Source organism: Streptomyces sp. NPDC059679, assembly GCF_042734105.1.
In the GTDB taxonomy this organism is placed as follows: Bacteria; Actinomycetota; Actinomycetes; order Streptomycetales; family Streptomycetaceae; genus Streptomyces.
This window is the reverse complement of the sequence record NZ_JBHWES010000102.1, coordinates 1-23597: the sequence shown is the minus strand read 5'-3', so window position 1 is coordinate 23597 and position 23597 is coordinate 1. Positions and strand designations below refer to the sequence as shown.

The 23597-nt window shown below is 73.1% G+C and carries 18 protein-coding genes; 13 read left to right on the top strand and 5 right to left on the bottom strand.

Features of this window, described 5'->3' with window-relative positions; translation table 11 throughout:
* Positions 1-14 precede the first annotated feature (14 nt).
* From ACFV2X_RS51580 to ACFV2X_RS51555, 6 genes are all read left to right on the top strand, one after another.
* Positions 15-1364 (top strand): DUF4192 domain-containing protein, encoded by a 1350-nt coding sequence (locus tag ACFV2X_RS51580; RefSeq protein ID WP_385630325.1) that lies wholly within the window; start codon positions 15-17, stop codon positions 1362-1364.
* 97 nt (positions 1365-1461) lie between these two features.
* Positions 1462-2223 (top strand): NUDIX domain-containing protein, encoded by a 762-nt coding sequence (locus ACFV2X_RS51575; protein ID WP_089508555.1) that lies wholly within the window; start codon positions 1462-1464, stop codon positions 2221-2223.
* A 129-nt stretch (positions 2224-2352) separates the two neighbouring features.
* Positions 2353-4590 (top strand): ATP-binding cassette domain-containing protein, encoded by a 2238-nt coding sequence (locus ACFV2X_RS51570; protein WP_385630322.1) that lies wholly within the window; start codon positions 2353-2355, stop codon positions 4588-4590.
* A 299-nt stretch (positions 4591-4889) separates the two neighbouring features.
* Positions 4890-5840, top strand: coding sequence for a FadR/GntR family transcriptional regulator (locus ACFV2X_RS51565; RefSeq protein WP_385630320.1), 951 nt, complete (start codon positions 4890-4892; stop codon positions 5838-5840).
* 492 nt (positions 5841-6332) lie between these two features.
* Positions 6333-7901: an RNA polymerase sigma factor gene (locus ACFV2X_RS51560; RefSeq protein WP_385630318.1), complete on the top strand. Its 1569-nt coding sequence runs from the start codon at positions 6333-6335 to the stop codon at positions 7899-7901.
* A gap of 167 nt (positions 7902-8068) precedes the next feature.
* On the top strand, positions 8069-9025 hold the full coding sequence (locus ACFV2X_RS51555; protein ID WP_385630315.1) for a serine protease: 957 nt from the start codon (positions 8069-8071) through the stop codon (positions 9023-9025).
* Positions 9026-9148: 123 nt separating this feature from the next.
* Here ACFV2X_RS51555 and ACFV2X_RS51550 read toward each other — a convergent pair whose 3' ends face one another.
* A complete protein-coding gene (locus ACFV2X_RS51550) occupies positions 9149-9379 on the bottom strand; it encodes a hypothetical protein (RefSeq protein WP_385630313.1) in 231 nt (76 codons plus the stop codon).
* Between the two features lie 442 nt (positions 9380-9821).
* Between ACFV2X_RS51550 and ACFV2X_RS51545 the strand changes: the two genes are divergently transcribed.
* From ACFV2X_RS51545 to ACFV2X_RS51525, 5 genes are all read left to right on the top strand, one after another.
* The gene (locus ACFV2X_RS51545) at positions 9822-11954 is read left to right on the top strand and encodes a type IIA DNA topoisomerase subunit B (protein ID WP_385630310.1); all 2133 of its coding nucleotides are present in this window, start codon (positions 9822-9824) and stop codon (positions 11952-11954) included.
* A 142-nt stretch (positions 11955-12096) separates the two neighbouring features.
* Complete coding sequence (locus ACFV2X_RS51540; RefSeq protein WP_385630308.1) at positions 12097-13248, top strand: sensor histidine kinase; 1152 nt, start codon at positions 12097-12099, stop codon at positions 13246-13248.
* 44 nt (positions 13249-13292) lie between these two features.
* Positions 13293-14072, top strand: a complete 780-nt coding sequence (locus ACFV2X_RS51535; protein WP_385630306.1) for a response regulator — start codon at positions 13293-13295, stop codon at positions 14070-14072.
* A 153-nt stretch (positions 14073-14225) separates the two neighbouring features.
* Positions 14226-14678, top strand: coding sequence for a DUF485 domain-containing protein (locus ACFV2X_RS51530; protein ID WP_089509153.1), 453 nt, complete (start codon positions 14226-14228; stop codon positions 14676-14678).
* Positions 14675-16282 (top strand): cation acetate symporter, encoded by a 1608-nt coding sequence (locus tag ACFV2X_RS51525; RefSeq protein WP_385630303.1) that lies wholly within the window; start codon positions 14675-14677, stop codon positions 16280-16282. The genes ACFV2X_RS51530 and ACFV2X_RS51525 overlap by 4 nt, the downstream gene beginning before the upstream one ends.
* Positions 16283-16383: 101 nt before the next feature.
* Here ACFV2X_RS51525 and ACFV2X_RS51520 read toward each other — a convergent pair whose 3' ends face one another.
* Genes ACFV2X_RS51520 through ACFV2X_RS51510 form a run of 3 tightly spaced genes read right to left on the bottom strand, consistent with a single transcriptional unit; the run spans position 16384 to position 19885 of the window.
* On the bottom strand, positions 16384-17094 hold the full coding sequence (locus tag ACFV2X_RS51520) for a response regulator (RefSeq protein ID WP_385630301.1): 711 nt from the start codon (positions 17092-17094) through the stop codon (positions 16384-16386).
* Between the two features lie 13 nt (positions 17095-17107).
* The gene (locus ACFV2X_RS51515) at positions 17108-18778 is read right to left on the bottom strand and encodes an ATP-binding protein (RefSeq protein ID WP_385630299.1); all 1671 of its coding nucleotides are present in this window, start codon (positions 18776-18778) and stop codon (positions 17108-17110) included.
* A 60-nt stretch (positions 18779-18838) separates the two neighbouring features.
* Positions 18839-19885 carry a sucrase ferredoxin gene (locus ACFV2X_RS51510; protein WP_385630297.1) on the bottom strand — a complete coding sequence of 349 codons (1047 nt, stop codon included), beginning with the start codon at positions 19883-19885 and terminating at the stop codon, positions 18839-18841.
* A 186-nt stretch (positions 19886-20071) separates the two neighbouring features.
* Between ACFV2X_RS51510 and ACFV2X_RS51505 the strand changes: the two genes are divergently transcribed.
* Positions 20072-20491: a tetratricopeptide repeat protein gene (locus ACFV2X_RS51505; protein ID WP_385630295.1), complete on the top strand. Its 420-nt coding sequence runs from the start codon at positions 20072-20074 to the stop codon at positions 20489-20491.
* Here the strand turns inward: ACFV2X_RS51505 and ACFV2X_RS51500 are convergent.
* The gene (locus ACFV2X_RS51500; RefSeq protein WP_385630293.1) at positions 20488-22500 is read right to left on the bottom strand and encodes a BTAD domain-containing putative transcriptional regulator; all 2013 of its coding nucleotides are present in this window, start codon (positions 22498-22500) and stop codon (positions 20488-20490) included. The two genes, ACFV2X_RS51505 and ACFV2X_RS51500, sit on opposite strands and share 4 nt — an antisense overlap.
* A gap of 133 nt (positions 22501-22633) precedes the next feature.
* On the opposite strand from ACFV2X_RS51500, the gene ACFV2X_RS51495 reads away from it, so the two are divergent.
* Positions 22634-23512: an alpha/beta fold hydrolase gene (locus ACFV2X_RS51495; protein WP_089508568.1), complete on the top strand. Its 879-nt coding sequence runs from the start codon at positions 22634-22636 to the stop codon at positions 23510-23512.
* Positions 23513-23597: the final 85 nt, after the last annotated feature.

Here is a 23597-nt window from a genome sequence, read left to right as displayed (position 1 = left end):
GAGACCGTCGGGTCATGACTCGACACAACGAAGCGGCCGGCCTCTCCGGCGATGACCAGATCACGCTCCGCAGCCCGGCCGAGCTCGCCGACGCCCTGCCCTACGTCCTCGGGTTCCACCCGGACGACAGCATTGTCATGATCGCGCTGCACGGGCCACGCGGCCGCTTCGGCGGTCGCCTCAGGCTCGGCATTCCCCGGACGAGCGAGGAGTGGCCGGAGGTCTGCGACCAGCTCGCCGAGTGCCTGGTGACGGGCAGCGAGCGGCGGGCGGGCCGGCCCGACGGGACGGTGCTGTTCCTGTGCCAGGAGCCGGCCGAGGGCGAGTCGGGGCAGGACGTGATGGAGCGCCTGCGGCCGCTCGCCCAGCGGCTGCGCACCGCGTGCGGCGGGCTGGAGGTGCCGGTCTTCGAAGCGCTGTGCATCTCCGACGGCCGGTTCTGGTCGTATGTCTGCCCCGACCGGCGCTGCTGCCCGCCGGAAGGCGTCCCGCTCACCCTGCCCGGCACCTCCGTGATGGCGGCCGCGGCGACCTACGCGGGCATCCATGTGCGCGGGTCGCTGCGCGAGATGGAGGCCAGGCTCGCGCCGCTCGCTCCGCCCCGGGCCGGGGAGCAGGAGCAGGCGCTGGACGCGGCGGGCAGTGAGCTCGTGCCGAGGATCCTGGGCGGCTCGGACTGCGCGACGGTGCGCGAGGAGACGCTGGTCCTCGTCGGAGGCATGCTGACCCGGCTCCGCGCCGCGCCGCCGATCGCCGACCCGGTCGCGGCCGACGTCCGCGACGACGGGCTGATCGGCGACGAGGAGGCGGCCGCGGTCATCATCGGGCTGCAGGACCGGCTGGCGCGCGACCGGGCCGCGCAGTGGATGGAAGGGCCGGAGGCGGAGGCGGCGCTGCGGCTGTGGCGTGCCCTCGCCCGCCGCTGCGTCGGCTCGTACGGGGAGCACGCCGCGGCACCGCTCACCCTCGCCGGCTGGGTCGCCTGGTCGCTCGGGGACGAGCCGGCGGCGCGCGTCTCGCTCGGCCGCGCGCTGTGCGTCGACCCCCACTACCTGTTCGCCAGGCTGCTGCACCAGGCGTGCAACGAAGGGCTCGATCCGGAGCTGCTGCGCCGCTCGCTGCGCCAGGAGCGCGTCGACAGGGCCCTGCAGACCGCGGTGCGCGGGGAGTTGGAGCGCCTTGACGCCGCTGCGGCCACGGCGTCCGACGGAGTGTCCGGCGAATCGTCCGGGTCCGGCGGGACCGGGCGGTCGCGCGGCGTCCGGGCCAAGAGCCCGGGTGCGCAGGCGGCCAGGACGCGTCCGGCGGGGCGGACGCGGGTGCGGCGCAGGCCCGGCCAGCGAGGGGACCGCAGCCGCCACTGAGCCGCGGCGGAGTCGCCGTGGCGGGAGCGCTTCCATCAACATCGACGATCATTCTGAAGGGACTGATTATCGTCAGGAAGACGACTATGATCGCCACATGCCCTACGATCCAGCGGCCTTCCCGCCGTTCGCCGTCACCGTGGATCTGGTCGTACTGACGGTCCGGCGGCACGCGCTGTGCGCGCTGGCCGTCCGCCGTGGCGAGCCGCCCTTCCAGGGGCGCTGGGCTCTGCCGGGCGGTTTCGTGCGGGCCGATGAGGACCTGACCGCGGCGGCCGCCAGGGAACTGGCCGAGGAGACCGGGCTGCTCGCCCACGACCCCGCGGTCCCGGCCCCACCCAACGCCGCCCATCTCGAACAACTCGCCACCTACGGAGACCCCAAGCGCGACCCCAGGATGCGGGTGGTGAGTGTCGCCCACCTAGCCCTCGCACCGGACCTCCCCGCGCCCCGGCCCGGCGGCGATGCGCACAGCGTGCGCTGGGCGCCGGTCGAGTCCCTGCTCGACCAGGACGGGACCTTCGGCCGCGACGCGGAGTTGGCCGCCCCGCTCGCCTTCGACCACGCCCGCATCCTGGCGGACGGCGTGGAGCGCGCCCGTTCCAAGATCGAGTACTCCTCACTGGCCACCGCCTTCTGCCCCCAGGAGTTCACGGTCGGCGAGCTGCGCAGGGTGTACGAGGCGGTGTGGGGGGTGGCGCTCGACCCGCGCAACTTCCATCGAAAGGTCACCGGGACGCCCGGATTCCTGGTGCCCACGGGTGGTACGACGACCCGTCAGGGTGGTCGTCCCGCACAGCTGTTCCGGGCCGGGGGCGCGACGCTGCTCAACCCGCCCATGCTTCGTCCCGAGGTGTGACGGCCCATGACACGACGACTCGACAGGGGGTGTAGGTGCCGACGAAATAGGACATAGCGGGTTACCGTGCTCCGGTACGTCACCAGTCCCCACGTGCCACGAGCGGTTCCACGCCCCGCGGGAGAAGCCATGATCCAGGCCACCGGGCTGACCAGCACCCCCCGCCGTAACCATCGGCCTGCCGTCGACGATCTCAGCTTCGAGGCTCCACCGGGCCGCGTGACCGCCTTGTTCGGCGCCCCCGGCGCGGGCAAGACCAGCGCGCTGAGGCTTCTGCTCCAGCTCGACCGGGGCCATGGCGCTGCCTTCTTCCGGGGCCGCCCGCTCCACCGCATCCGGCGCCCGGCCCGGGAGATCGGGGTCCTTCTGGACGATGTCCCCGGCCACCCCGGCCGCACCGCCCGCGGCCACCTCAGGATGCTCGGAGCCGCTGTCGGGGTGCCCGCCGCCCGCGCGGACGTGGCGCTGGACGTGGTCGGCCTCACCGAGCTGGCCGATGAGCGCATCGGCGACCTGGCGGCCGGCATGGAGCGTCGCCTCGGCCTCGCCACGGCTCTCCTGGGAGACCCGCACACCCTCGTCCTCGACGCCCCCACGCGCGGTCTGTCCGCCCGCGAGACCGTCTGGATGCACGGTCTGCTGAGGCAGTTCGCCGGGCAGGGCGGTGCCGTCCTCGTCACCGACCAGGACCCGGAGAGCGTCACCCGCCTCGCCGATCAGGTCCTCACCCTGGACGGCGGCCGACTGATCGCGGACCAGCCGGTCGACGAGTTCGCGCGCACCCGGCTGCGCCCTCGCGTCGCCGTGCTCTCGCCGCTGGCCGGGCGGCTGGCCGCCGTGCTGGAAGAGGAGGCGCGTGCCGCCCAGCCGCCCGCACCGCGCGAAGCCGAGGACGAGGGTGAGGCTAAGGGGAGTGCCGACGGGGCGGAGGACGGGGCAAAGGTCGAGGCGGGGGCCGAAGCGGACGGGGTAGAGGTCAAGACGGCCGCTGGGGCGGGGGCCATGAACGGGGCGGTCGAAATCGGTGCCCTGGCTGTCAACGGGACGGCGGAGGCTGCCGCGGGAGCCGCTGACGGAGCGGCCAGTGGAGTGGTCGGCGGAGCGGAGGGCGAGGAGGAAGCTGCGGCTGGGGGCAAGGCCGAGCCCGACGGCCGTACCGGGCAATCGAGCGTTGCCGTGCCCACGCCCGCTGCCCCGCCCGCGGACGCCTTGGGGTCTGCGCACGTTGCCGTGCCCGCGGACGCCTCGGGGCCTGCGGATGTCGCGAGGCCTGTCGATGCCTCCGTACCAACTGATGTCGCCGTGCCCGCGGACGCAGCCGTGCCTGCGGCTGCCGTGGCTGCGGATGTCGCTGTGCCCGCAGACGCCGTGCCCGCGGTCGGGCGTCGGCTTTCGGTGGTGCGGGAGGACGAGACGCGCATCTCCGTCTACGGGCTGCCCTGCGCCGCCGTCGGCGAGGCCGCGTACCGCCATGGCATCGTCGTGCACCGGCTGGTCGAGGAGACCGCCGACATGGGCCTGGAGGCCACGCGCGGCGACAGCGCCGCCCGCGGTCCCCGAGTCACCCCGCCCCGTGTGCTCCCGCGGCTGCCGCTGCCCGGCCCGGCCTGGCCGCTGCGCTACGAGCTGCGCCGCGCCACCGGTGTGCGTACCGGTTGGCTGATCGCCGTCGCGGCCCTGGTGGCCTCGCTCGTCGGTTCCGTACTGCTCGCCCGGGCGGGCGGGGCGGGGGAGCTGCACCGGATCACGGGCTGGCCCGCCGACGTTCCACTGCCGCCCGTGGCCATCGCTGCCGGGCTCCTGGGCGCGCTGTCCTTCGGGGAGGAGTTCCGCTATCCCGCGCTGGCCCCGGCGCGGGACACGGTGCCACGCCGGCTGAGTCTGCTGACCGCCAAGTTCCTGGTGTGCGCGGTTGGGGCGCTGCTGCTTTCCTTCGCCATCCTCGCCCTGGACGGGGCGGCGCTCCTCCTGCTGGTCGGTGGTAACGCGGTGCCGCTGCCGGGCGACTGGCCGATGCTGATCGCGAGCGTGTGCGCTCTCGCGATCGGCTCCGGCTGGGCCGGGCTGATGGCGGCGGCCGTCTTCCGGTCCACCGCGCTCGGCCTGGCCACCCTGCTGGCGGTGCCCGTTATGGCGGTGCCGGTCGTCGATCGGCTGATGGCCGAGCCTTCGGTGCGCTCGCTCGTCGGACTGCCGCACCGGCTGCGCGCGGAGGCACTGGACCAGCCGCACACCATGGTGGACCGGGCCCTGGCGCTCGCCCTGCGGCTGGCCTCCCAGCCCGTGGGACAGGCCCTGTTGCTGTCGCTGGTCGTCCTGCTGTGCGCGTATGCCCTCACCGGCCTGCGCGGCCGGGCGCGGCAGTAATGCCGGGCCGATACCGCGTCGGCACCGCGCCGATCACCTACGGGGAATCAGAGGAATCAACGGGGCGGCACCCTGGGTCCGTGTCCGAAACCGTGCCCGGGGGCGAGCCCCGGAGCCGCGGTTCCCGGCGCGCCGGGGGAGTCCACCCGGCGTAGCGCCGGCGCAGCCCGAGCGGCGGTGGACCAGGTCGGAAGGGGTTCCGTAGGCCCATCGCGTGAAGTGGTCGCAACTCCCCGAAGGCTGCTGCTTTCTGTCCGATTCGGCGTCAATTATGAGGTAATGGGCGATCACCCTTTCGTGTGCTTTTCACCAAAGACCTCAAGGGCTTCCGGGGCGTCGCCGACAAAGGATGCGTGAGTACCCTTGCGCACACCACGATGACCGCGGCTCGCCCCGCCGATTCCGGCCTCGCCGGCCCGGGCGAGCTTGACCGCTACCCCTACGCCGACGGCCCCGGCGGCGACCGCGGCGGCGCCCCCTCCTGGGACGGCGCCGACGCCGAGATCGGCCGAGTCGGCCGACGCGCGGCCGGCAGCCGGGGCCGCGGGCTGCACGGCCAACTCGTCCAGCAGCTGGGCCAGATGATCGTCTCCGGCGATCTCGGGGCCGACCGTCCGCTCGTCCCCGAGGAGATCGGCCAGCGCTTCGAGGTCTCCCGCACCGTCGTGCGGGAGTCGCTGCGCGTCCTGGAGGCCAAGGGCCTGGTCAGCGCCCGCCCCAATGTGGGCACCCGGGTTCGCCCCGTCAGCGACTGGAACCTCCTGGACCCCGACATCATCGAGTGGCGGGCCTTCGGGCCACAGCGCGACGACCAGCGCCGCGAACTGTGCGAGCTGCGCTGGACCATCGAGCCGCTCGCCGCCCGTCTCGCCGCCGGCGCCGGTCGTGAGGACGTGCAGCAGCGGCTCGCCGACATGGCCGAGATCATGGGCCATGCGCTGGGGCAGGGCGACGCCCTGACGTTCTCGCGCGCCGACGCCGAGTTCCACGCCCTGCTGCTGCAGGTCGCGGGCAACCGCATGCTGGAGCACCTGGCGGGCATCGTCGCCGCCGCGCTGCATGTCTCCGGCGCCCCGGTCACCGGCTGCGACCGGCTCACCGAGGCCGGGGTGGGTCACCACCGCCGGATCGTCGAGGCCATCGGCTCCGGCGACGCCGCGGCGGCGGAGGCCGCGATGCGCCAACTGCTGATCGTTCACCCCGATCTCGACCACGCCGAGGTGGGGGTGCCCGCGCCGCGGGAGCACTGACCCCGCGGGCCGCGGCATACGGCGTAGGAGAGCGGCGTCGCCGGAACCCGCCCGGCGGGTTCGGCGGCGCGACGCGGCAAGGCAAAGAGGCAAGGCGAAGCCGTGAGGCAGAGCGGCGAAGCAAAGTGGCGAGGCGGCGCCCCGGAGTGACGCGGCGGGGTGACGCCGCGGCGCAACGCCAATTTCCGCGGATACGGTGACGCGGGGGCGGCGCATGATCAACTAAAGCCGATCTGTCCGGTCGATCTGTCCACTGAGTGGGCATTGCGACCGTTATGGGGTGTGACTCGGGACACGAGGAATGGGCGTAACGCTCTTTGGGGCAGCGCGATGATTAAAGAGGTGGCAGCCGCAGAGGGAATACGGGCGTCGTTCGCGACGCTGTACTCCACCCGCAGCACTCCGCCCGCGCCGTCGGTTCATCCTGCCGGCGGTCGTCGGCTCCGGTCCCCAGCGGACGGGGCCGGAAGCCGTTTCCATCGTTCCGAGAGGTTGTTCGTGTCGGCCAGCACATCCCGTACGCTCCCGCCGGAGATCGCCGAATCCGAGTCTGTCATGGCGCTCATCGAGCGGGGAAAGGCTGAGGGGCAGATCGCCGGCGATGACGTGCGTCGGGCCTTCGAGGCTGACCAGATTCCGCCAACCCAGTGGAAGAACGTTCTGCGCAGCCTCAACCAGGTCCTCGACGAGGAGGGTGTGACGCTGATGGTCAGTGCCGCAGAGGCGCCCAAGCGCACCCGCAAGAGCGTCGCAGCGAAGAGTCCGGCGAAGCGCACCGCCACCAAGACCGTCACGGCCAAGACGGTCCCCGCGAAGAAGACCCCTGCCGCCGCTCCGACCGCCTCGGCGGCCGAGGCAGGAGAGGGCGTGGCCGGAGAGGCCGCGGCGGCGCCCGCGAAGAAGGCCGTGGCCAAGAAGACCGCCGCCAAGAAGACGGTGGCCAAGAAGACCGCCGCCAAGAAGACGGTGGCGAAGAAGACCGCTGCCAAGAAGGACCCGGACGAGATCCTCGAGGGTGAGGACGTCATCGAGGACGCTCCCGGCGGCAAGCCCGGAGCCGAGGGTGGCGAGGGCGAGCCGGAGAACCAGGGATTCGTGCTCTCCGACGAGGACGAGGACGACGCCCCGGCGCAGCAGGTCGCCGCGGCGGGCGCGACTGCCGACCCGGTCAAGGACTACCTGAAGCAGATCGGCAAGGTCCCGCTCCTCAACGCCGAGCAGGAGGTCGAGCTCGCCAAGCGCATCGAGGCCGGCCTGTTCGCCGAGGACAAGCTCGCCAACTCCGACAAGCTCGCGCCCAAGCTCAAGCGCGAACTGGAGATCATCGCCGAGGACGGCCGCCGGGCCAAGAACCACCTCCTGGAGGCCAACCTCCGACTGGTGGTCTCCCTGGCCAAGCGCTACACCGGCCGCGGCATGCTCTTCCTGGACCTCATCCAGGAAGGCAACCTGGGTCTGATCCGCGCCGTCGAGAAGTTCGACTACACCAAGGGCTACAAGTTCTCCACCTACGCCACCTGGTGGATCCGTCAGGCGATCACCCGAGCGATGGCCGACCAGGCCCGCACCATCCGTATCCCGGTGCACATGGTCGAGGTCATCAACAAGCTCGCGCGGGTGCAGCGCCAGATGCTCCAGGACCTGGGCCGCGAGCCCACCCCGGAGGAGCTGGCCAAGGAGCTCGACATGACCCCTGAGAAGGTCATCGAGGTCCAGAAGTACGGCCGCGAGCCGATCTCCCTCCACACCCCGCTCGGTGAGGACGGCGACAGCGAGTTCGGTGACCTGATCGAGGACTCCGAGGCGGTCGTTCCGGCCGACGCGGTGAGCTTCACGCTGCTGCAGGAGCAGCTGCACTCCGTCCTCGACACGCTCAGCGAGCGCGAGGCGGGCGTGGTCTCCATGCGCTTCGGCCTGACCGATGGCCAGCCGAAGACGCTCGACGAGATCGGCAAGGTCTACGGGGTGACGCGCGAGCGCATCCGGCAGATCGAGTCGAAGACGATGTCGAAGCTACGCCACCCGTCCCGGTCCCAGGTTCTGCGGGACTACCTGGACTGACGGACATCGGTCCGCATGGACCGGATAACGCGCGAAGGCCGGGCCCTCCCAAGGGCCCGGCCTTCGCGCTGTGTGCCCCACCCTCGTTCGGCCCCTTCCAGGATGCGGAGTGGCGAAGACGGGGTGACGCTGGGTGTGCGACACGCTCCGTACGGTCAGGAGGCTGAATGCGTAGGTCGCTGTCCGCCCTGTTCGCTCCTCTCGCGGCCCCGCTGGTCACCGCCCTGGCCATGCTGGCGATCCTGCCTCCCCCGGCGACGGCAGACCGCACGGTGGTCGGCGGCCACCCGGCTCATACGGAATTGGCGCCCTGGGCGGTGGCACTGGCGAGCCGTGAGCGGTTCGGCGCAGCGCGCTCGGGCCAGTTCTGCGGCGGCGTGGTGGTGGGCCCCACCACGGTGCTCACGGCCGCGCACTGCCTGAGCCGCGAGGTGCTGGGCGTGGATTGGTGGGAGGTCGGGGACCTGCGCGTGATCATCGGCCGGGACGATCTGCGCGGCAGCGGAGGGGTGGAGATGGCTCCGCTCCGGGCCTGGGTCAATCCGGCATACGAGCAGGTCGGCCGGTCCGGGGACGTCGCCGTGCTCACCCTCGCCCAGCCACTGCCCCGGGTGTACGGCATCGCCATGGCGGCCGACGGAGATCTGGCCTATCAGCCGGGGGCGCGGGCGGCGGTGTACGGGTGGGGCGATACGCGGGGCAACGGCAGCTACGCCTCGACGCTGCGGGCCAGCCGTTTGCGGGTGCTGCCGGACGAGGCATGTGAGGAGGCCTATCCGGGGAACGCGGAGGGGGAGTACCGCTCGGAGACCATGATGTGCGCCGGGCTGCCGGACGGGGGCCGGGACGCCTGCCAGGGGGACAGTGGCGGACCGCTGGTCGCCCGCGGGAAGCTCGTGGGCCTGGTGTCCTGGGGGAGCGGCTGCGCGGAGGCCGGCCGGCCGGGCGTCTATACGCGGATCTCGTCGGTGCTGTCGCTGGCGGCCGCGGCCGAGGCGGACCGGGAGACCGCGACCGAGGCGGATGTGGAGACCGGGGCCGAGGCGGACCAGGTGACCGCGTCTGAGGCGCGCCGGGCTACCGCCCCTGGGGCGGACTGGGCGACCGCGTCCGACGTGGAGTGAGGGGGCGGGGTCACGCGGAATGAGGACGAGCACGAGGACGGGCGGCCTCCCCTTGCGGGGACGGCCGCCCGAGGTCCCGGCCCTGGGCCGGTGTCGCTCGTCGTCGTCGGATGATGCGAGGTGTCAGCGTTCGTCGTCGGACGCGGACGCCGGGGCGGCCATGAGCCGCTCGGTCTCGTCCTGTATCTCTGCGGCGATCTTCTTGAGTTCCGGCTCGAACTTGCGCCCGTGGTGGGCGCAGAAGAGCAGTTCGCCGCCGCTCACCAGGACGACGCGCAGGTACGCCTGGGCGCCGCAGCGGTCGCAGCGGTCAGCGGCCGTCAGGGGGCTCGCGGGGGTCAGAACAGTAGTCACGTCGCCTCTTCTCTAGCTCGACGAGCTGTCGTACCAGGGTCAACATCCAACCAAGCCGAAAACGTTCCCGCTCGTGGCTTTTTCTCAAAAATTGCTTCTGAGTAGACCAGATGGTGACGGTTGGCGGCGAATGAGCCGTATTGCGTGGGTTTACGGTTTCACGTCGCTTGTCGGATTTGTCCTCCCGGCTGGGTTGCCGGTTGTTGGTGAGGACGTGCCCGGAGCCTAAATGGTTCATGCCTGAAAGGGAACGTGATGTTTGTGTCACCCCAGCGAGCGATCGAACGTACGAGCGAAAGTCAAGGAGTCTGGACTAGCATGGACGTTCTTATGGGTGGCGGCACAACGGCTCTATCAGGCCTCGGTACGCTCTGACGGGCGACCCAGCCACCAAGTCGGCCCCCAGTGGGGCCAAGAAGAAATTCAGCGAGGAGCGAACCGCGTGACCGCCGACACGTCCGTGCCGTCCACTGCGCTGCTGACCGGAGCAGACCGGGGCGGCTCCAACTACACCGCGCGGCACCTGCTCGTCCTGGAAGGACTCGAAGCGGTACGCAAGCGCCCCGGTATGTACATCGGCTCCACGGACAGCCGTGGCCTCATGCACTGCCTATGGGAGATCATCGACAACTCCGTCGACGAGGCGCTGGGCGGCTACTGCGACCGCATCGAGGTGATCCTGCACGACGACGGCTCGGTGGAGGTGCGGGACAACGGCCGCGGCATCCCGGTCGACGTCGAGCCCAAGACCGGCCTGTCGGGCGTCGAGGTCGTGATGACCAAGCTGCACGCGGGCGGAAAGTTCGGCGGCGGCTCGTACGCGGCCTCCGGCGGTCTGCACGGCGTCGGCGCCTCCGTGGTGAACGCGCTGTCCTCCCGGCTCGACGTGGAGGTGGACCGGGACGCCAAGACCCACTCGATCAGCTTCCGGCGCGGTGTCCCCGGCATCTTCACCGAGTCGGGCCCCGAGGCCCCCTTCGACCCGTCGAGCGGCCTGCTCAAGGGCAAGCGCGTCCCCAAGACCCGCACCGGCACCCGCATCCGCTACTGGGCGGACCGGCAGATCTTCCTCAAGGACGCCAAGCTCTCCCTGGAGACGCTGTACGCCCGCGCCCGCCAGACGGCCTTCCTGGTGCCGGGCCTGACGCTGATCGTCCGGGACGAGCGGACCGCCGAGGGCCGGGACGGCGCCGAGGGTCCTTCGGAGGAGATCTTCCGGTTCGACGGCGGCATCAGCGAGTTCTGTGAGTACCTGGCGCAGGACAAGGCCGTCTGCGATGTGCTGAGGCTGTCCGGGCAGGGCACCTTCAAGGAGACCGTCCCGGTTCTGGACGAGCGCGGCCACATGACGCCGACCGAGGTCACGCGCGAGCTCGGCGTCGACATCGCGCTGCGCTGGGGCACCGGCTACGACAGCACCACGAAGTCCTTCGTCAACATCATCGCCACCCCTAAGGGCGGCACCCACGTCTCCGGCTTCGAGCGCTCGGTGACCAAGACGGTCAACGAGGTGCTGCGCACCGCCAAGCTGCTGCGTGTCGCCGAGGACGACGTCGTCAAGGACGACGCCATGGAGGGGCTCACCGCGGTCGTGACCGTGCGGCTGGCGGAGCCGCAGTTCGAGGGGCAGACCAAGGAGGTGCTGGGCACCTCGGCGGCCTCCCGGATCGTGGCGAACGTGGTGGCCAAGGAGCTCAAGGCGTTTCTCACCTCCACCAAGCGGGACGGCAAGCAGCAGGCCCGCGCCGTGCTGGAGAAGATCGTGGCGGCCGCCCGCACCCGCATCGCGGCCCGTCAGCACAAGGAGGCGCAGCGCCGTAAGACCGCGCTGGAGTCCTCCTCGCTGCCCGCGAAGCTGGCCGACTGCCGCAGCGATGACGTGGACCGCAGCGAGCTGTTCATCGTCGAGGGAGACTCGGCGCTCGGCACGGCCAAGCTCGCCCGGAACTCCGAGTTCCAGGCGCTGCTGCCGATCCGCGGCAAGATTCTCAACGTTCAGAAGGCGTCGGTCTCCGACATGCTGAAGAACGCCGAGTGCGGTTCGATCATCCAGGTCATAGGGGCCGGCTCGGGCCGGACGTTCGACATCGACCAGGCCCGCTATGGCAAGGTGATCTTCCTCGCCGACGCCGATGTGGACGGCGCCCACATCCGCATCCTGCTGCTCACGCTCTTCCAGCGCTATATGCGGCCGATGGTCGAGCAGGGGCGGGTCTTCTCGGCCGTGCCGCCCCTGCACCGGGTCGAGCTGGTCAACCCCAAGCGGGGCCAGGACAAGTACGTCTACACGTACTCCGACCACGAGCTCCAGGAGACGCTGCTGGACCTCCAGCGCCGGAACGTGCGCTACAAGGACGGCATCCAGCGCTACAAGGGTCTGGGCGAGATGGACGCCGACCAGCTCGCGGAGACCACGATGGACCCGCGCCACCGCACCCTGCGGCGGATCAACATCAGCGACCTGGAGGCCGCGGAGCAGGTGTTCGACCTGCTCATGGGCAATGAGGTCGCGCCCCGTAAGGAGTTCATCACCAACTCGGCGGCGACCCTGGACCGGTCGCGCATCGACGCCTGACGTACCCCGGCCCGCAGCGGACGAGTGCCTCTCCACCCCTGGGTGGAGAGGCACTTTCCACCCAGGGCCCGCCTCAAGGCTGATCCGCGCCGCAGAGGTTGTTCCGTAGCGTCTGGGACCCCGCCGGACCCAGGGAGGGCCGATGAACCGATGGACCCAGTGGCCCTCGCGGCAGGCGCTCTCACGCCAGGGTGTGCCCCGGGTCCGGCTGGTGATCAACACGGGCATGTGGGTCTTCGGGGCGAGCCTGCTGCTGTGGGACGTGGTCCGCGACGACGCCTTCCCGAGGTGGGCGCGGATCGTCCTGCTCGCCGCCGTCGCCGGATGTGCGGCCACGGTGTACGCGTTCCGCCGCGTCACCGTCGACCACCGGCTGGGCCCCGCACTCGCCCTGCTCGCCCTGCTGCTCGGGGCGGGGGCGGCGCTCAGGGCCGTGGGAGCCGACAACCCGGCGGCCGCGGTGTGGATCGTCGGGGTGGTCGTCTCGATGGAGCGGCTGCCGCTGATGGCCGGCCTGCCCGCCGGGATCGTGGCCGCCTGCTCGTTCACGATCTTCGGCGACCACAGCCTGCCGGGCGGTCTCGCCGCGGGCCTCGGCTCTCTGCTCGTCGGCTATACGCTGCGGCTGGACGAGGAGGCGCGCGGCACCGGCTACCGGCTGCTGGAGCAGGAGCGGGCGGCACGCCGCGCCGAGGCGCAGAGCGCGGCGCTCGCCGAGCGGGCCAGGATCGCCCGGGAGATCCACGACGTACTGGCGCACAGCCTCTCCGCCCAGCTCGTCCACCTGGAGGCGGCCAGGCTGCTGGTCGAGCGCGGGGAGGACCGGGCCATGGTGCTGGAGCGGGTGGTGGCGGCCCGCAGGATGGCGCGCCACGGCCTGGCCGAGACCCGCCAGGCGCTGTACGCGCTGCGCGGCGAGATGGCCCCGGTCGAGGACTTCCTGCGGGAGTCCGCCGCGACCGAGGGCGCGCGGTTCGAGACGGAGGGCGGGCCGCGCGAACTGGCCGCTGAGGCCGGGCTCGCGGTCCGGAGGGTCGCGCAGGAGGCGCTGACCAACGTCCGCAAGCATGCGCCGGGCGCCCGGGTGGAGCTGCGGCTTGTCTACCGGACGGACGAGGTGCTTCTCGAGATACGGGACGGCGGGGCCCGCGAGTCGTCCGCCGGCGTCCCGGCGGCGACCGGGGCCGGATACGGTCTGCGGGGGATGCGCGAGCGCGCCGAACTCCTCGGCGGCACGCTGGAGGCAGGACCCGCCGACGGGGGCTTCGTGGTACGCCTGCGGGTCCCGGCGTGACGTCGGCAGGGGGAGACGCAGGGGGAGACGCAGGGGGAGAGGCAATGGGCGAAGGGCGCGGGGCCGCCGGGCCACGGGTGGTGCGCGTACTGGTCGTCGACGACCAGATCATGGTGCGTGAGGGCATCGTGCTGCTGCTGGGGCTGCTGCCCGGCATCGAGGTCGTCGGCTCCGCGGGCGACGGCGAGGAGGCGCTGCGGCTGGTCGCCGAGGTCTCCCCGGACGTGGCGCTGATGGATCTGCGGATGCCCCGCTGCGACGGCGTCGAGGCGACCCGGCGCATCCGTGCCGAGCACCCCGCGACCCAGGTCGTGGTGGTGACCACCTACGCCGACGACGAATGGCTCTTCCCGGCCCTGAAGGCGGGCGCCCGCGGCTATGTGACCAAGGACGCCGACGCGGAGGAGATCGCCCGCGCCATCGAGGACGTGATGTCCGGACAGGCCGGGCTGTCGCCGAAGGTGCAGCGACGGCTGCTGGAGCGACTGGTCACAAGCACCGCGGACACCGCGGACACCCCGGACATCGCCAACGGAACAGCCGCGAGGACGGGGGCCGGGGCCGTACCGGGCCCGCTGCCCGACGGGCTCACGCCCCGCGAGGCGGAGGTCCTGACGCTGGTCGCCGAGGGACTGTCCAACGCCGAGATCGCCCGGCGGCTGCATATCGGCCCGGCGACCGTGAAGACCCACATCAACAACCTCTTCGCCAAGGCGGGGGTGCGCGACCGCGCCCAGGCCGTGCGCTACGCCTACCGGAGCGGGATCGCCCAACCGCCTGGCCTCTCCTCCGGCCCCGGGCTCGGGCCCGAACCCGGCCCGTAATACGGTCCCGATACGGTCCCGGTTCCGGGATGTTCGTCACCTGAGTCACCTGATGGGGTGAACGTCCGTTATTGAAGGGTCCGGGGTCTCCCGCTCCGTCCATCCTTGGCACGCGGCCAATGCGGCAGTGGAGCAAGGAGTGTTCGGGTGGACATGCAGCACAACGCGCGCGACGCCGGGGTGGTCGGGCTGGGCGATCCCTGGTACGACACGGTCGCCTCCGGCTGGGGCGAGGACGAGACCGGCGGCGCACCCGGACCCCGGCGGGCTCGCCCGCCCGCCGCGGCGGACGTCTACACCGAGGTGCACGGCAGCGCGGCCTTCCAGGAGGTGCGCAGACGCTACCGCCGCTTTGTCTTCCCCGCGGCCGCCCTCTTCCTCCTCTGGTACCTCGCGTACGTCGTCGCGGCGACCACCGCGCCCGGTCTGATGGCCCGCCCCGTCGTCGGCGCGCTCAATGTGGCGATGGTCGCCGGGCTCGCCCAGTTCGCCACCACCTTCCTGCTGACCTGGGCGTATGCCCGCCATGCCCGGCTGCGCCGGGACCGGGTCGCGCTGGAGCTCCGCTGGGTGACGCAAGAGATGATGCGGGGGCACGGCCGGTGACGGGCAATCAGCAGGGCCTGGCACTGCTGCTCTTCGGCGTGTTCGTCGCCGCCACCCTCGCCATCACCACCTGGGCGGGCCGCCGGCGGCACGGCTCTCCGGAGGAGTTCTACGCGGGCGGGCGGCTGTTCTCGCCGATGGAGAACGGCTTCGCCATCGCGGGCGACTACATGTCGGCCGCCTCCTTCCTCGGCATCTCCGGCATCATCGCGCTCTTCGGCTACGACGGGGTGCTGTACTGCGTCGGCTTCTTCGTCGCCTGGCTGGTCGTGCTGCTCCTGGTCGCCGAACTGGTCCGCAACTGCGGCCGGTTCACCCTCGCCGACGTGCTCGCCGCCCGGATGGGCGAGCCTCCGGTCCGGATCGCCGCGGGCGTCTCGTCCGTCACCGTATGCGTGCTGTACCTCGTCGCCCAGATGGTCGGGGCGGGCAGCCTGATCGCCCTGCTGATCGGCGAGACCGGTCCGCGCGCCCGGGCCTGGACGGTCATCGGCGTGGGCACCCTGATGGTGATCTTCGTGGCGCTCGGCGGTATGCGCGCCACGACCTGGATCCAGATCGTCAAGGCGGTGCTGCTGATGGCCGGGGCGGCCACGCTCACCGCCCTCGTCCTGGTCCGCTTCCACGGGGACGTGGACGCGCTGCTCAGCGCGGCGGCGCAACACAGCGGACACGGCCGGGACTTTCTCGCCCCGGGGCTCAAGTACGGCGGCGGCTGGACCGCGCGGCTGGACTTCATCAGCCTCGGACTCGCCCTCGTCCTCGGCACCGCCGGGCTGCCGCATATCCTGTCGCGCTTCTACACCGTGCCCACCGCCCGGGCCGCCCGCCGCTCGGTCATCTGGTCGATCGGGCTGATCGGCGGCTTCTACCTGATGACCATCGTGCTGGGCTTCGGCGCCGCCGCCGTGCTGGGCAGCGACACCGTACGGACCGCCAACCCGGCCGGGAACACCGCCGTGCCGCTGCTCGCGCTGGATCTCGGCGGGGGCGCCGGATCGACCGGCGGCACGGTGTTGTTCGCCACGGTCGCCGCCGTCGCGTTCGCCACCATCCTCGCCGTGGTCGCCGGGATCACCCTGGCCTCCTCCGCCTCGGTCGCCCACGATCTGTACGCCTCGTTGAGCCGCCGCGCGACCGGTACGCCGCGCAGCGAGGTCGCGGTCGCGCGGATCGCGGCCGTCGGGATCGGGGCGATCGCCATCGGCCTCGGGCTGCTCGCCCAGGACCTCAACGTGGCCTTCCTGGTCGGGCTCGCCTTTGCGGTCGCCGCCTCGGCAAACCTTCCGGTGCTGCTGTACTCGCTCTTCTGGCGGCGGTTCACCACGCGCGGCGCGGTGTGGGCGGTCTACGGCGGGCTGCTCCCGGCCGTCGTGCTGGTGGTGTTCTCCCCGGTGGTCTCCGGCGGCCCGGAGGCGATCTTCCCGGGGGTGGACTTCCATGTCTTCCCGCTGGACAACCCGGGCCTGGTCTCCGTGCCCCTCGGCTTCCTGGCCGGCTGGCTCGGCACCGTCACCTCATCCCGGGCCGCGGGCGCCACCGCATCCGCCACCAAGCACGCCGAGATGGAGGTGCGGGCCCTCACCGGGGCGGGAGCGGCCTGACGGGGGGCGTGCGTCCCGGCGGAGACCCCGTACCGCCCCTCGGACCCATACGGCCGCCCTCGGGCCGTACACAGCCGCCCTCGGGCCCGTACGCATACGCCTCACACCCATACGTAGCGGTGCTCAGGGCGCCCCGTCTCGCCGTACTTCAGGCTGAGCCGGACCCGGCCCGTGCGCTCCAGGAGCTTGAGATAGCGCTGGGCGGTCTGACGGCTGAGCGAGGACCGATCGGCGACCTCCTGTGCCGACAGCGGGCCCTCGGCCCCCCGCAGCACCTCCCGCACCAGGTCGGCGGTGAGCGCGGAGTGGCCCTTGGGCAGCTCCGCCGGACCGGCCGAGGCGCCGCCCAGGGCGCCGAAGATCCGGTCGACCTGGTCCTGCCCGGCCTCGCCGCCGCCCTCCAGGGCGCGCCGCAGCGCCGCGTAGCCCTGGAGCTTGGCGCGCAGCCCGGCGAAGGTGAAGGGTTTGACCAGGTACTGGAGCGCGCCGTGGCGCATCGCCGCCTGCACGGTCGCGATATCGCGGGCGGCGGTCACCATGATGATGTCGGTGTGGTGGCCGCGCTCGCGCAGCCGCCGCACCAGCGCGAGGCCCGTCTCGTCCGGCAGATAGTGGTCGAGCAGCACCAGGTCGACCTCGGCACGGTCCAGGAAGGCCAGCGCCTCGGCGGCCGTATGCGCCTGCCCCGCGACGCGGAAGCCGGGCACCTTCTCCACATACGCCGCGTTGACCCGGGCCACCCGCATATCGTCGTCCACGACCAGCACGTCAATGGCGCCACTCGCGCCGCCCGAGCGGTTCACGTCCGTCACCTCCGTACCTCCCTCATCGCGGCTCTCCTGCCGTGCTCAGCCGGGGCTCGCTCGGCTCCTCGGCCAGCGCCTCGGGCAGCACCACCGTGAACTCCGCGCCCCCGCCGTCCCGGTCGGTCACCCGCACGCTGCCGCCCTGCCGCTCGGCGAGGCGGCGCACCAGCGCCAGGCCGATGCCGCGCTTGCGGTGCGCGGGCGGTTCCTTCGTCGACCAGCCCTCGGCGAAGACGACGTCGCGCCGGTCGGCCGGGATACCGGGCCCGCTGTCGGAGACCCGGAGCACGACCGTGCTGTCGTCGGCGGACAGCTCAACCTCGACCAGCGGATCGGCCGTTCCGGCCGCCGCGTCCAGCGCGTTGTCGATGAGGTTGCCGACGATCGTCACCAGGCCCGGCGGGTCCACCAGCCGGTTCGGCAGCAGCGTCCCCGGGGCGATGCGCAGCGATACGCCGCGTTCGGCGGCGACTGTGGCCTTGCCGACCAGCAGGGCGGCCAGCAGCGGGTCGTGGACGCGCTCGGTGACCTGCTCGGCGGTGGCCCGGTGCACCCCGACCGCCTCGGTGACGAACTCGACCGCCTCCTCGTACAGCTCGAGCTCCAGCAGCCCGAGGAGGGTGTGCAGATGGTTGGCGTGCTCATGGTCCTGGGCGCGCAGCGCGTCGATCAGCCCCCGGGTGCCGTCCAGCTCGCGGCCCAGCCGCTCCAGCTCGGTGCGGTCGCGCAGGGTGGCCACGGCCCCGCCGTCGTCCGTCGGCATCCGGTTGGCGACCAGTACCCGGCCGCCGCTGACGGTCAGCAGATCGGAGCCGGTGACCCGCCCGGCGAGCACATCGGTGGTACGGCCCGGCGGCAGCACCTCGTCCAGCGGCCGCCCGGTGTCCTCGGCGCGCAGGTCCAAAAGCCGCTGCGCCTCGTCGTTGACCAGCCGGATACGGCCGCGCGCGTCCAGGGCCAGCACCCCCTCGCGGATGCCGTGCAGCATCGCCTCGCGCTCGGCGAGCAGCGCGGAGATATCGGAGAAGGCCAGGTCGTGGGTCCGGCGCCGGAGCCTGCGGGCGACCACGTACGCCGCCACCGCGCCCACCGCGAGCGTGCCGCCCGCGTACGCGAGCAGCCCCGGCACCGCGCCGATGAGCCGGTCGCGCACGCTCTGGTACGAGATGCCGACCGAAACGGCGCCGACGATGCGGCCGTCCTCGTCGCGCAGCGGGACCTTGCCGCGGGCCGAGCGGCCGAGCGTGCCGTTGTCGATCTCCATGACCTCCTGGCCGGCGAGGGCGTCGCTGGGGTCGGTGGAGACATGCCGGCCGATCTCCTCGGACGAGGTGTGCGACCAGCGCACACCCCGCTTGTCCATGATCACGACGTACTCGGCGCCGGTCGCCCGGCGGATCCGCTCCGCCTGGGCCTGGACCGGGCCGTGGGGGGTGGGCCGGGTGTCCACGAGCGCGTCGGGGAGTCCCGGGGCGGAGGCCGTGGTCTGGGCGATGGCGAGGGCGCGCCGCATGGCCTGGTCGTCCAGCTGGGAGCCGAGCCGGGAGAGAAAGAGGCCGGTCGCGAGCACGATGACGCCCGTGGCGATGGTCAGCTGCATCAGCAGCACTTGGGAGAAGACACGGCGGGGCCAGCCGATGCGCCACCTTGGAGCCTCGGCACGCGGCCCCCTGGGTATCGCGGCGCTCATGGCAAGGAGGGTAACCAAGCACGGGTCCGCGGCACGGCGCCAGGCGGCCTCTCTTCGCGCCTAAACCGGCGCCGCTCTCGCGGAGGTGGCCGCTCGCCGTGGGGGTTCCTCAATTGACGGTTGCGTCACGGCCGCGGCCGTGGCCGCGGCGACGGTCGGCGCCGGGCGCCCGGCGCGCACCGCCCGCACGCCGATGACGTCCATACGGGCCGGGGAGCCCAGCACCGACCCGCAGCTCTCCGGCCGCGGCGGCGCGCTGGCGATCTGCACGACACCGGCCCGCCACCGCCGTCCGTCGGCGTGCTCGACGGTGACGTTCCAGGCGGGGGCGGCGCCCTCGGTCCGCAGCACGGTCAGCGCGTCCGCCCCCGCCTCGCCGGTCAGCTCGCGGACCGCCAGTTCGGCGGCCTGGCCGGGGCGATCCCAGGTGGACCGGCCGCGGCAGCCCTCGGTGACGACCCTGCCCTCGCGCAGCGCGTCCAGGACGTCCTGCACGGACCGCGCGGTGGCCCGCCCGTAGGCGTATCCGTACGGCAGCACCATGAGCGTCGGCGAGAAGCGGTGGCCGCCGATGTGGGTGATCTCCCAGGTGCCACGCACCCCGGAGGCGGTCAGCTCGGCAGCGAGCGGCCGGCCGAGCAGGGCGCAGCAACGGTCGCGCTTGCCGTTGGTGCACACGAGCACCAAGGGGTCGTCCGTGTACGTCTCCCACCCCTGGTCGGGGCCCGCGGCGGCGGGGCGCAGACCGCCCGGGTCGCCCGCGCCCAGCGCGGCGAAGTCGAGGGCGAGCAGCCGCTCGGGCTCGGTGAGCGCGGTCGTACGAATCCAGGAGTGGCCCGGGCGGGTGTGTGCGACGAAGACCCGCTGTTGGGGGTGGGTGTGGCAGTCCGCATGCCGGCCGGGGCGCCGGATCAGCGCGACACGGACGCCGGTGTCCTTGGTGGCGCGCTCCAGCGCGCGGCCGACGGCCGGGGCCAGATGGCTGGCGGTCAGGGCTTCGGCACCCCAGGGGCCGGGCTGTTCGAGCAGCAGCCAGGTGGTGGCGGCGGTCGCCGTCCCGGCGAGCGGCTCGGACAGATCGCGGGAGGCGGTCGCGCACGTGCTCACGAAGGTAAGCCTAACCTCTCTTGTGGCCTTGGTCCTCCGGAGGCGCGCCTTCGGAGACAAGAGGCACGTTTCTGCCGGTCGCGGCCGGGTTCCGGGAGGGCGGACAGGGCGGGAAAATGGCGCTTGCGGGCTTGAGGGGGTTCGTACGGGGGTGCGCGAACGGGGGCGGGAGGGGGCGCGTTCTGTATGGGGCTGCGGGTGCGCACGGGGCTGTGCGCGTGGTGGCGCAGACGCCGGGGGAGGCGCGGGGCCGCGCCCCTGGGCCCGGTGCTCGAGGCGATGGTCGGCGCGGCGTACGAGCAGCGGCGGCCGATCCCCGAGGCGCTGGCCCGCGAGGCGGCCGAGGCCGGGGATCCGCGCGGGATGACGGTCCACGGCATCGGGCTCGTCCAGCGTGGGGCGTACGCCGAGGCCGCGCGCTGGCTCGGCCGGGCGATCGAGGCGGGGGACACCCAGGCGATGGTGGTGCTCGGCACCCTGTACATGGATCTCGGCAGGCTGGGCGAGGCGGAGCGGCATCTGCGCCGGGCGGCGGACAGCGGCCACCCCGGCGCCCGGGCGGCCCTGCACCAGCTGCGCGCACGGCGCAACGGCGCGGGCTCCTAGCCGCGCCGGCCGGTGGTGCGCAGGGCCGTGGTGAGTTCGGCCAGGTACGTCGAGACCGGGCCCACGGTGAGCAGCCCGCTGCCCGCCCCGGCCAGCTCCGCCGCCGCGGGGGCGAGCTCGCGGTGGGCGCGCTCCATCGTCTCCCGGTCGCCGACGGCGACGGCTGCCCGGGCCGTCAGGCACCACAGGGCCTCGAACAGCAGGTCACGGGGCGGGTCCGGGGTGTCGCGCAGCGCCGCGGCGGCCTCGTCGCGACGGTTTTGGGCCAGCAGCACCAGGGGGCGGGCCCAGGGCTCGTACGGTCCCCAGTCGCCCTGCTCGTCGGCCTGGGCGGGCAGCCCGTGCCGCGCGCGCAGGCACAGCAGCGCGAGGGGCAGCAGACCGCGCTCCAGACCGGGCATACCGGCCCCGTCCAGCCGCGCGGCGGCGTCCCGGTAAGCCGCCTCCGGTGGCCTCCGTTCTCCCTGTTCCGCCTGTTCTGCCGCCGGGCCGGTCGCGGCGAGCCGTAGCGCGGCGTACCACTGGGTGAACACGCCGACCAGCGGCAGCTCGTGGCGCTCGGCCAGGCGGTCCGCGGCGCTCGCGTGGCGGTCCGCTCCGGTGAAGTCCGCCAGGGCGGCGCGGGCCTGGAGCCGGATGAGGTGGCCCAGGACCTCGAAGGTGGTCAGGCCGTGCCGGGCGGACAGGGCGATCAGCTCGGCGCCGATCGCGTCCCGGCGCGGCGCCAGACCGGCGCGGTGGAAGGTCTGCATGAACGTGGCGTTGAGGGCGAACGCCAGCAGCGCGGGATCGTCCAGGCGGCGGGCGATCTCCTCCGCCTGCCGGGCCGCCTGCGGCCCGCGCGCCGCGCGGGTGCCCCGCGACTCCAGGGCGATCGTGGCCAGCAGCCGGGCCCGGGCCGCGTCGTGCCCGCCGGGCGGCAGGGCGGACAGGGCGCGCTCGGCCGCCGCGACGACCCGCGCGGCCTGCTCCGGGTCGTCGAGCCGCGTCCAGATGGCCGGGACGTCGTACGCACCGATCACACGGGCGGTCAGCTCCGCGTCGCCGAGCTCCTCGGCCGCCGCGACGGCCGCCACGCGGTGGTGGCGGGCCGTCTGGAGGCCGCTGCCACCGGTCACCGCGAGGCTGCGCAGCAGACCCACCGTCGACTCCAGACGTGCCCGGGCGCCGGAGGGCACGGTGCGGTCGTAGGCGGCCGCCGTACGCGCCCACACCCGGTCGGCCGCCCCGGGCCCTGGGCTTGGGCCGGGGGCGAGGTGGGCGGCGTGGCCGAGGATGTCGGCCTCCAGGCCGCGCAGCCGCGGGCCCGGATCCACCCCCAGCTGCTCGGCGAGGAGCGTACGCGCCCGGCGCAGGACCGCCAGCGCGTCGCCCTGGCGGCCGGACCGGTACAGCGCCAGGGCCAGCAGCCGCCAGGCGTCCTCGCGCCAGGGGTGCTCGGCGACATGGGAGTCCAGGTCAGCCGCCGCCTCGGCGGCCAGGCCCAGCGCGAGCCGGGCCTCGGCGCGCCGCTCGACGGCGTGCAGCCGCAGCTCGGCGAGGCGTGAGCGCTCGGCGCGGGCCCATGGCTCGTCGGCGAACTCCGCGTAGGCGGGCCCGCGCCACCACTCCAGCGCCTCGTCCAGCCGGGCGAACGCGTCCTCGGGCGGCAGCGCCGCGGCGGCGGTCACCGCCCGCTCGAAGCTCCAGGCGTCCACCGCGCCCGGGTCGGCGCGCAGCGCGTACCCCGGGCCCTCGGTGACCAGCAGGCGGGCGGGGGCGCGGGGCGGGCGCTCCGGTTCCAGAGTGCGCCGCAGCGCGGCCACGAAGGTGCGGATCGCGCCCACCGCGTCGGCGGGGGGCTCCTCCGGCCACAGGTCCTCGGCCAGGCGGCGGACCGGGACGACCCGGCGGCGGGCGACGATCAGCCGGGCCAGCACCGCGCGGTGTCGCGGCCCCTTCAAGGCGATCGCGTCCCCGGCCCCGTCCCAGGCCGCCACCGGACCCAGCACGCCGAACAGGAACCGCACGTCGGACCACCCTTTCCGGGGCAGCGCCCCCGGTCACGGTAACGCGCTCATCCGATGCTCATTCGCGCCCGGCACGCTGACGACGCCTGACCACATCTGATCACTTCGGAAATCTCATGAAAGGGGCGGAACCATGCCGCCTGTCATCGCCGGCTTCGCTCACCACCGTGTTCCCGTCGCCGACGGCGTGTCCCTCCACGCGGCCGTCGGCGGCTCGGGCACCCCGATCGTGCTGCTGCACGGCTTTCCGCAGACCCATCTGATGTGGCGGCACGTCGCCGCCGACCTCGCCGCCGACCACACCGTGATCTGCCCCGATCTGCGCGGCTACGGCGCCAGCGACAAGCCCGCCGACCCCGACGGCACCGGCTACGCCAAGCGCACCATGGCCGCCGACATCGTGGCCCTGGCCCGCGCCCTGGGCCACACACGGTTCGCTCTGGCCGGGCACGACCGCGGCGCCCTGGTCGCCTTCCGCGCCGCCCTCGACCACCCGGCGGCCATCACCCATCTGGCCTGCCTCGATGTGCTCCCGACCCTGGACATGTGGGAGGCGCTGCACGGCACCACCGCCGCCGTGGGCTTCCACCTGTATCTGATGGCCCAGCCGCCCGGACTGCCCGAGCGGCTGATCGGGGCCGCCCCGGATCTCTTCTTCGGCCACTTCCTCGACCTGTGGACGGGCGACCCGCAGGCCATCCCGGCCGATGTCCGCGCCGCGTACCTGGACGCCTGCCGCGAGGCGGTGCCCTCGATCGTCGCCGACTACCGGGCCTCCGCCGGCATCGACACCGACCACGACCGGGCCGACCGCGCCGCCGGCCACCGGCTGCGGATGCCGGTCACCGTGCTCCAGCAGGACTGGGGCGCCGCCCTCGGCTACGACGCCGCCGCGCTGTGGCGCGCCTGGGCGCCCGATCTGCGGCACACCACCGTCACCTGCGGCCACTTCATGGCCGAGGAGGCCCCCGCCGATATCGCCAAGGCCCTGCGGGACCTGCTCACCCGCTGAAGACGCTCGAACGGTCCAACACACTCCCGAACGGCCGGAGACGCCCGAACGGCCGAAGCGGCCGGGCCGTACGCGCGAGACGTAC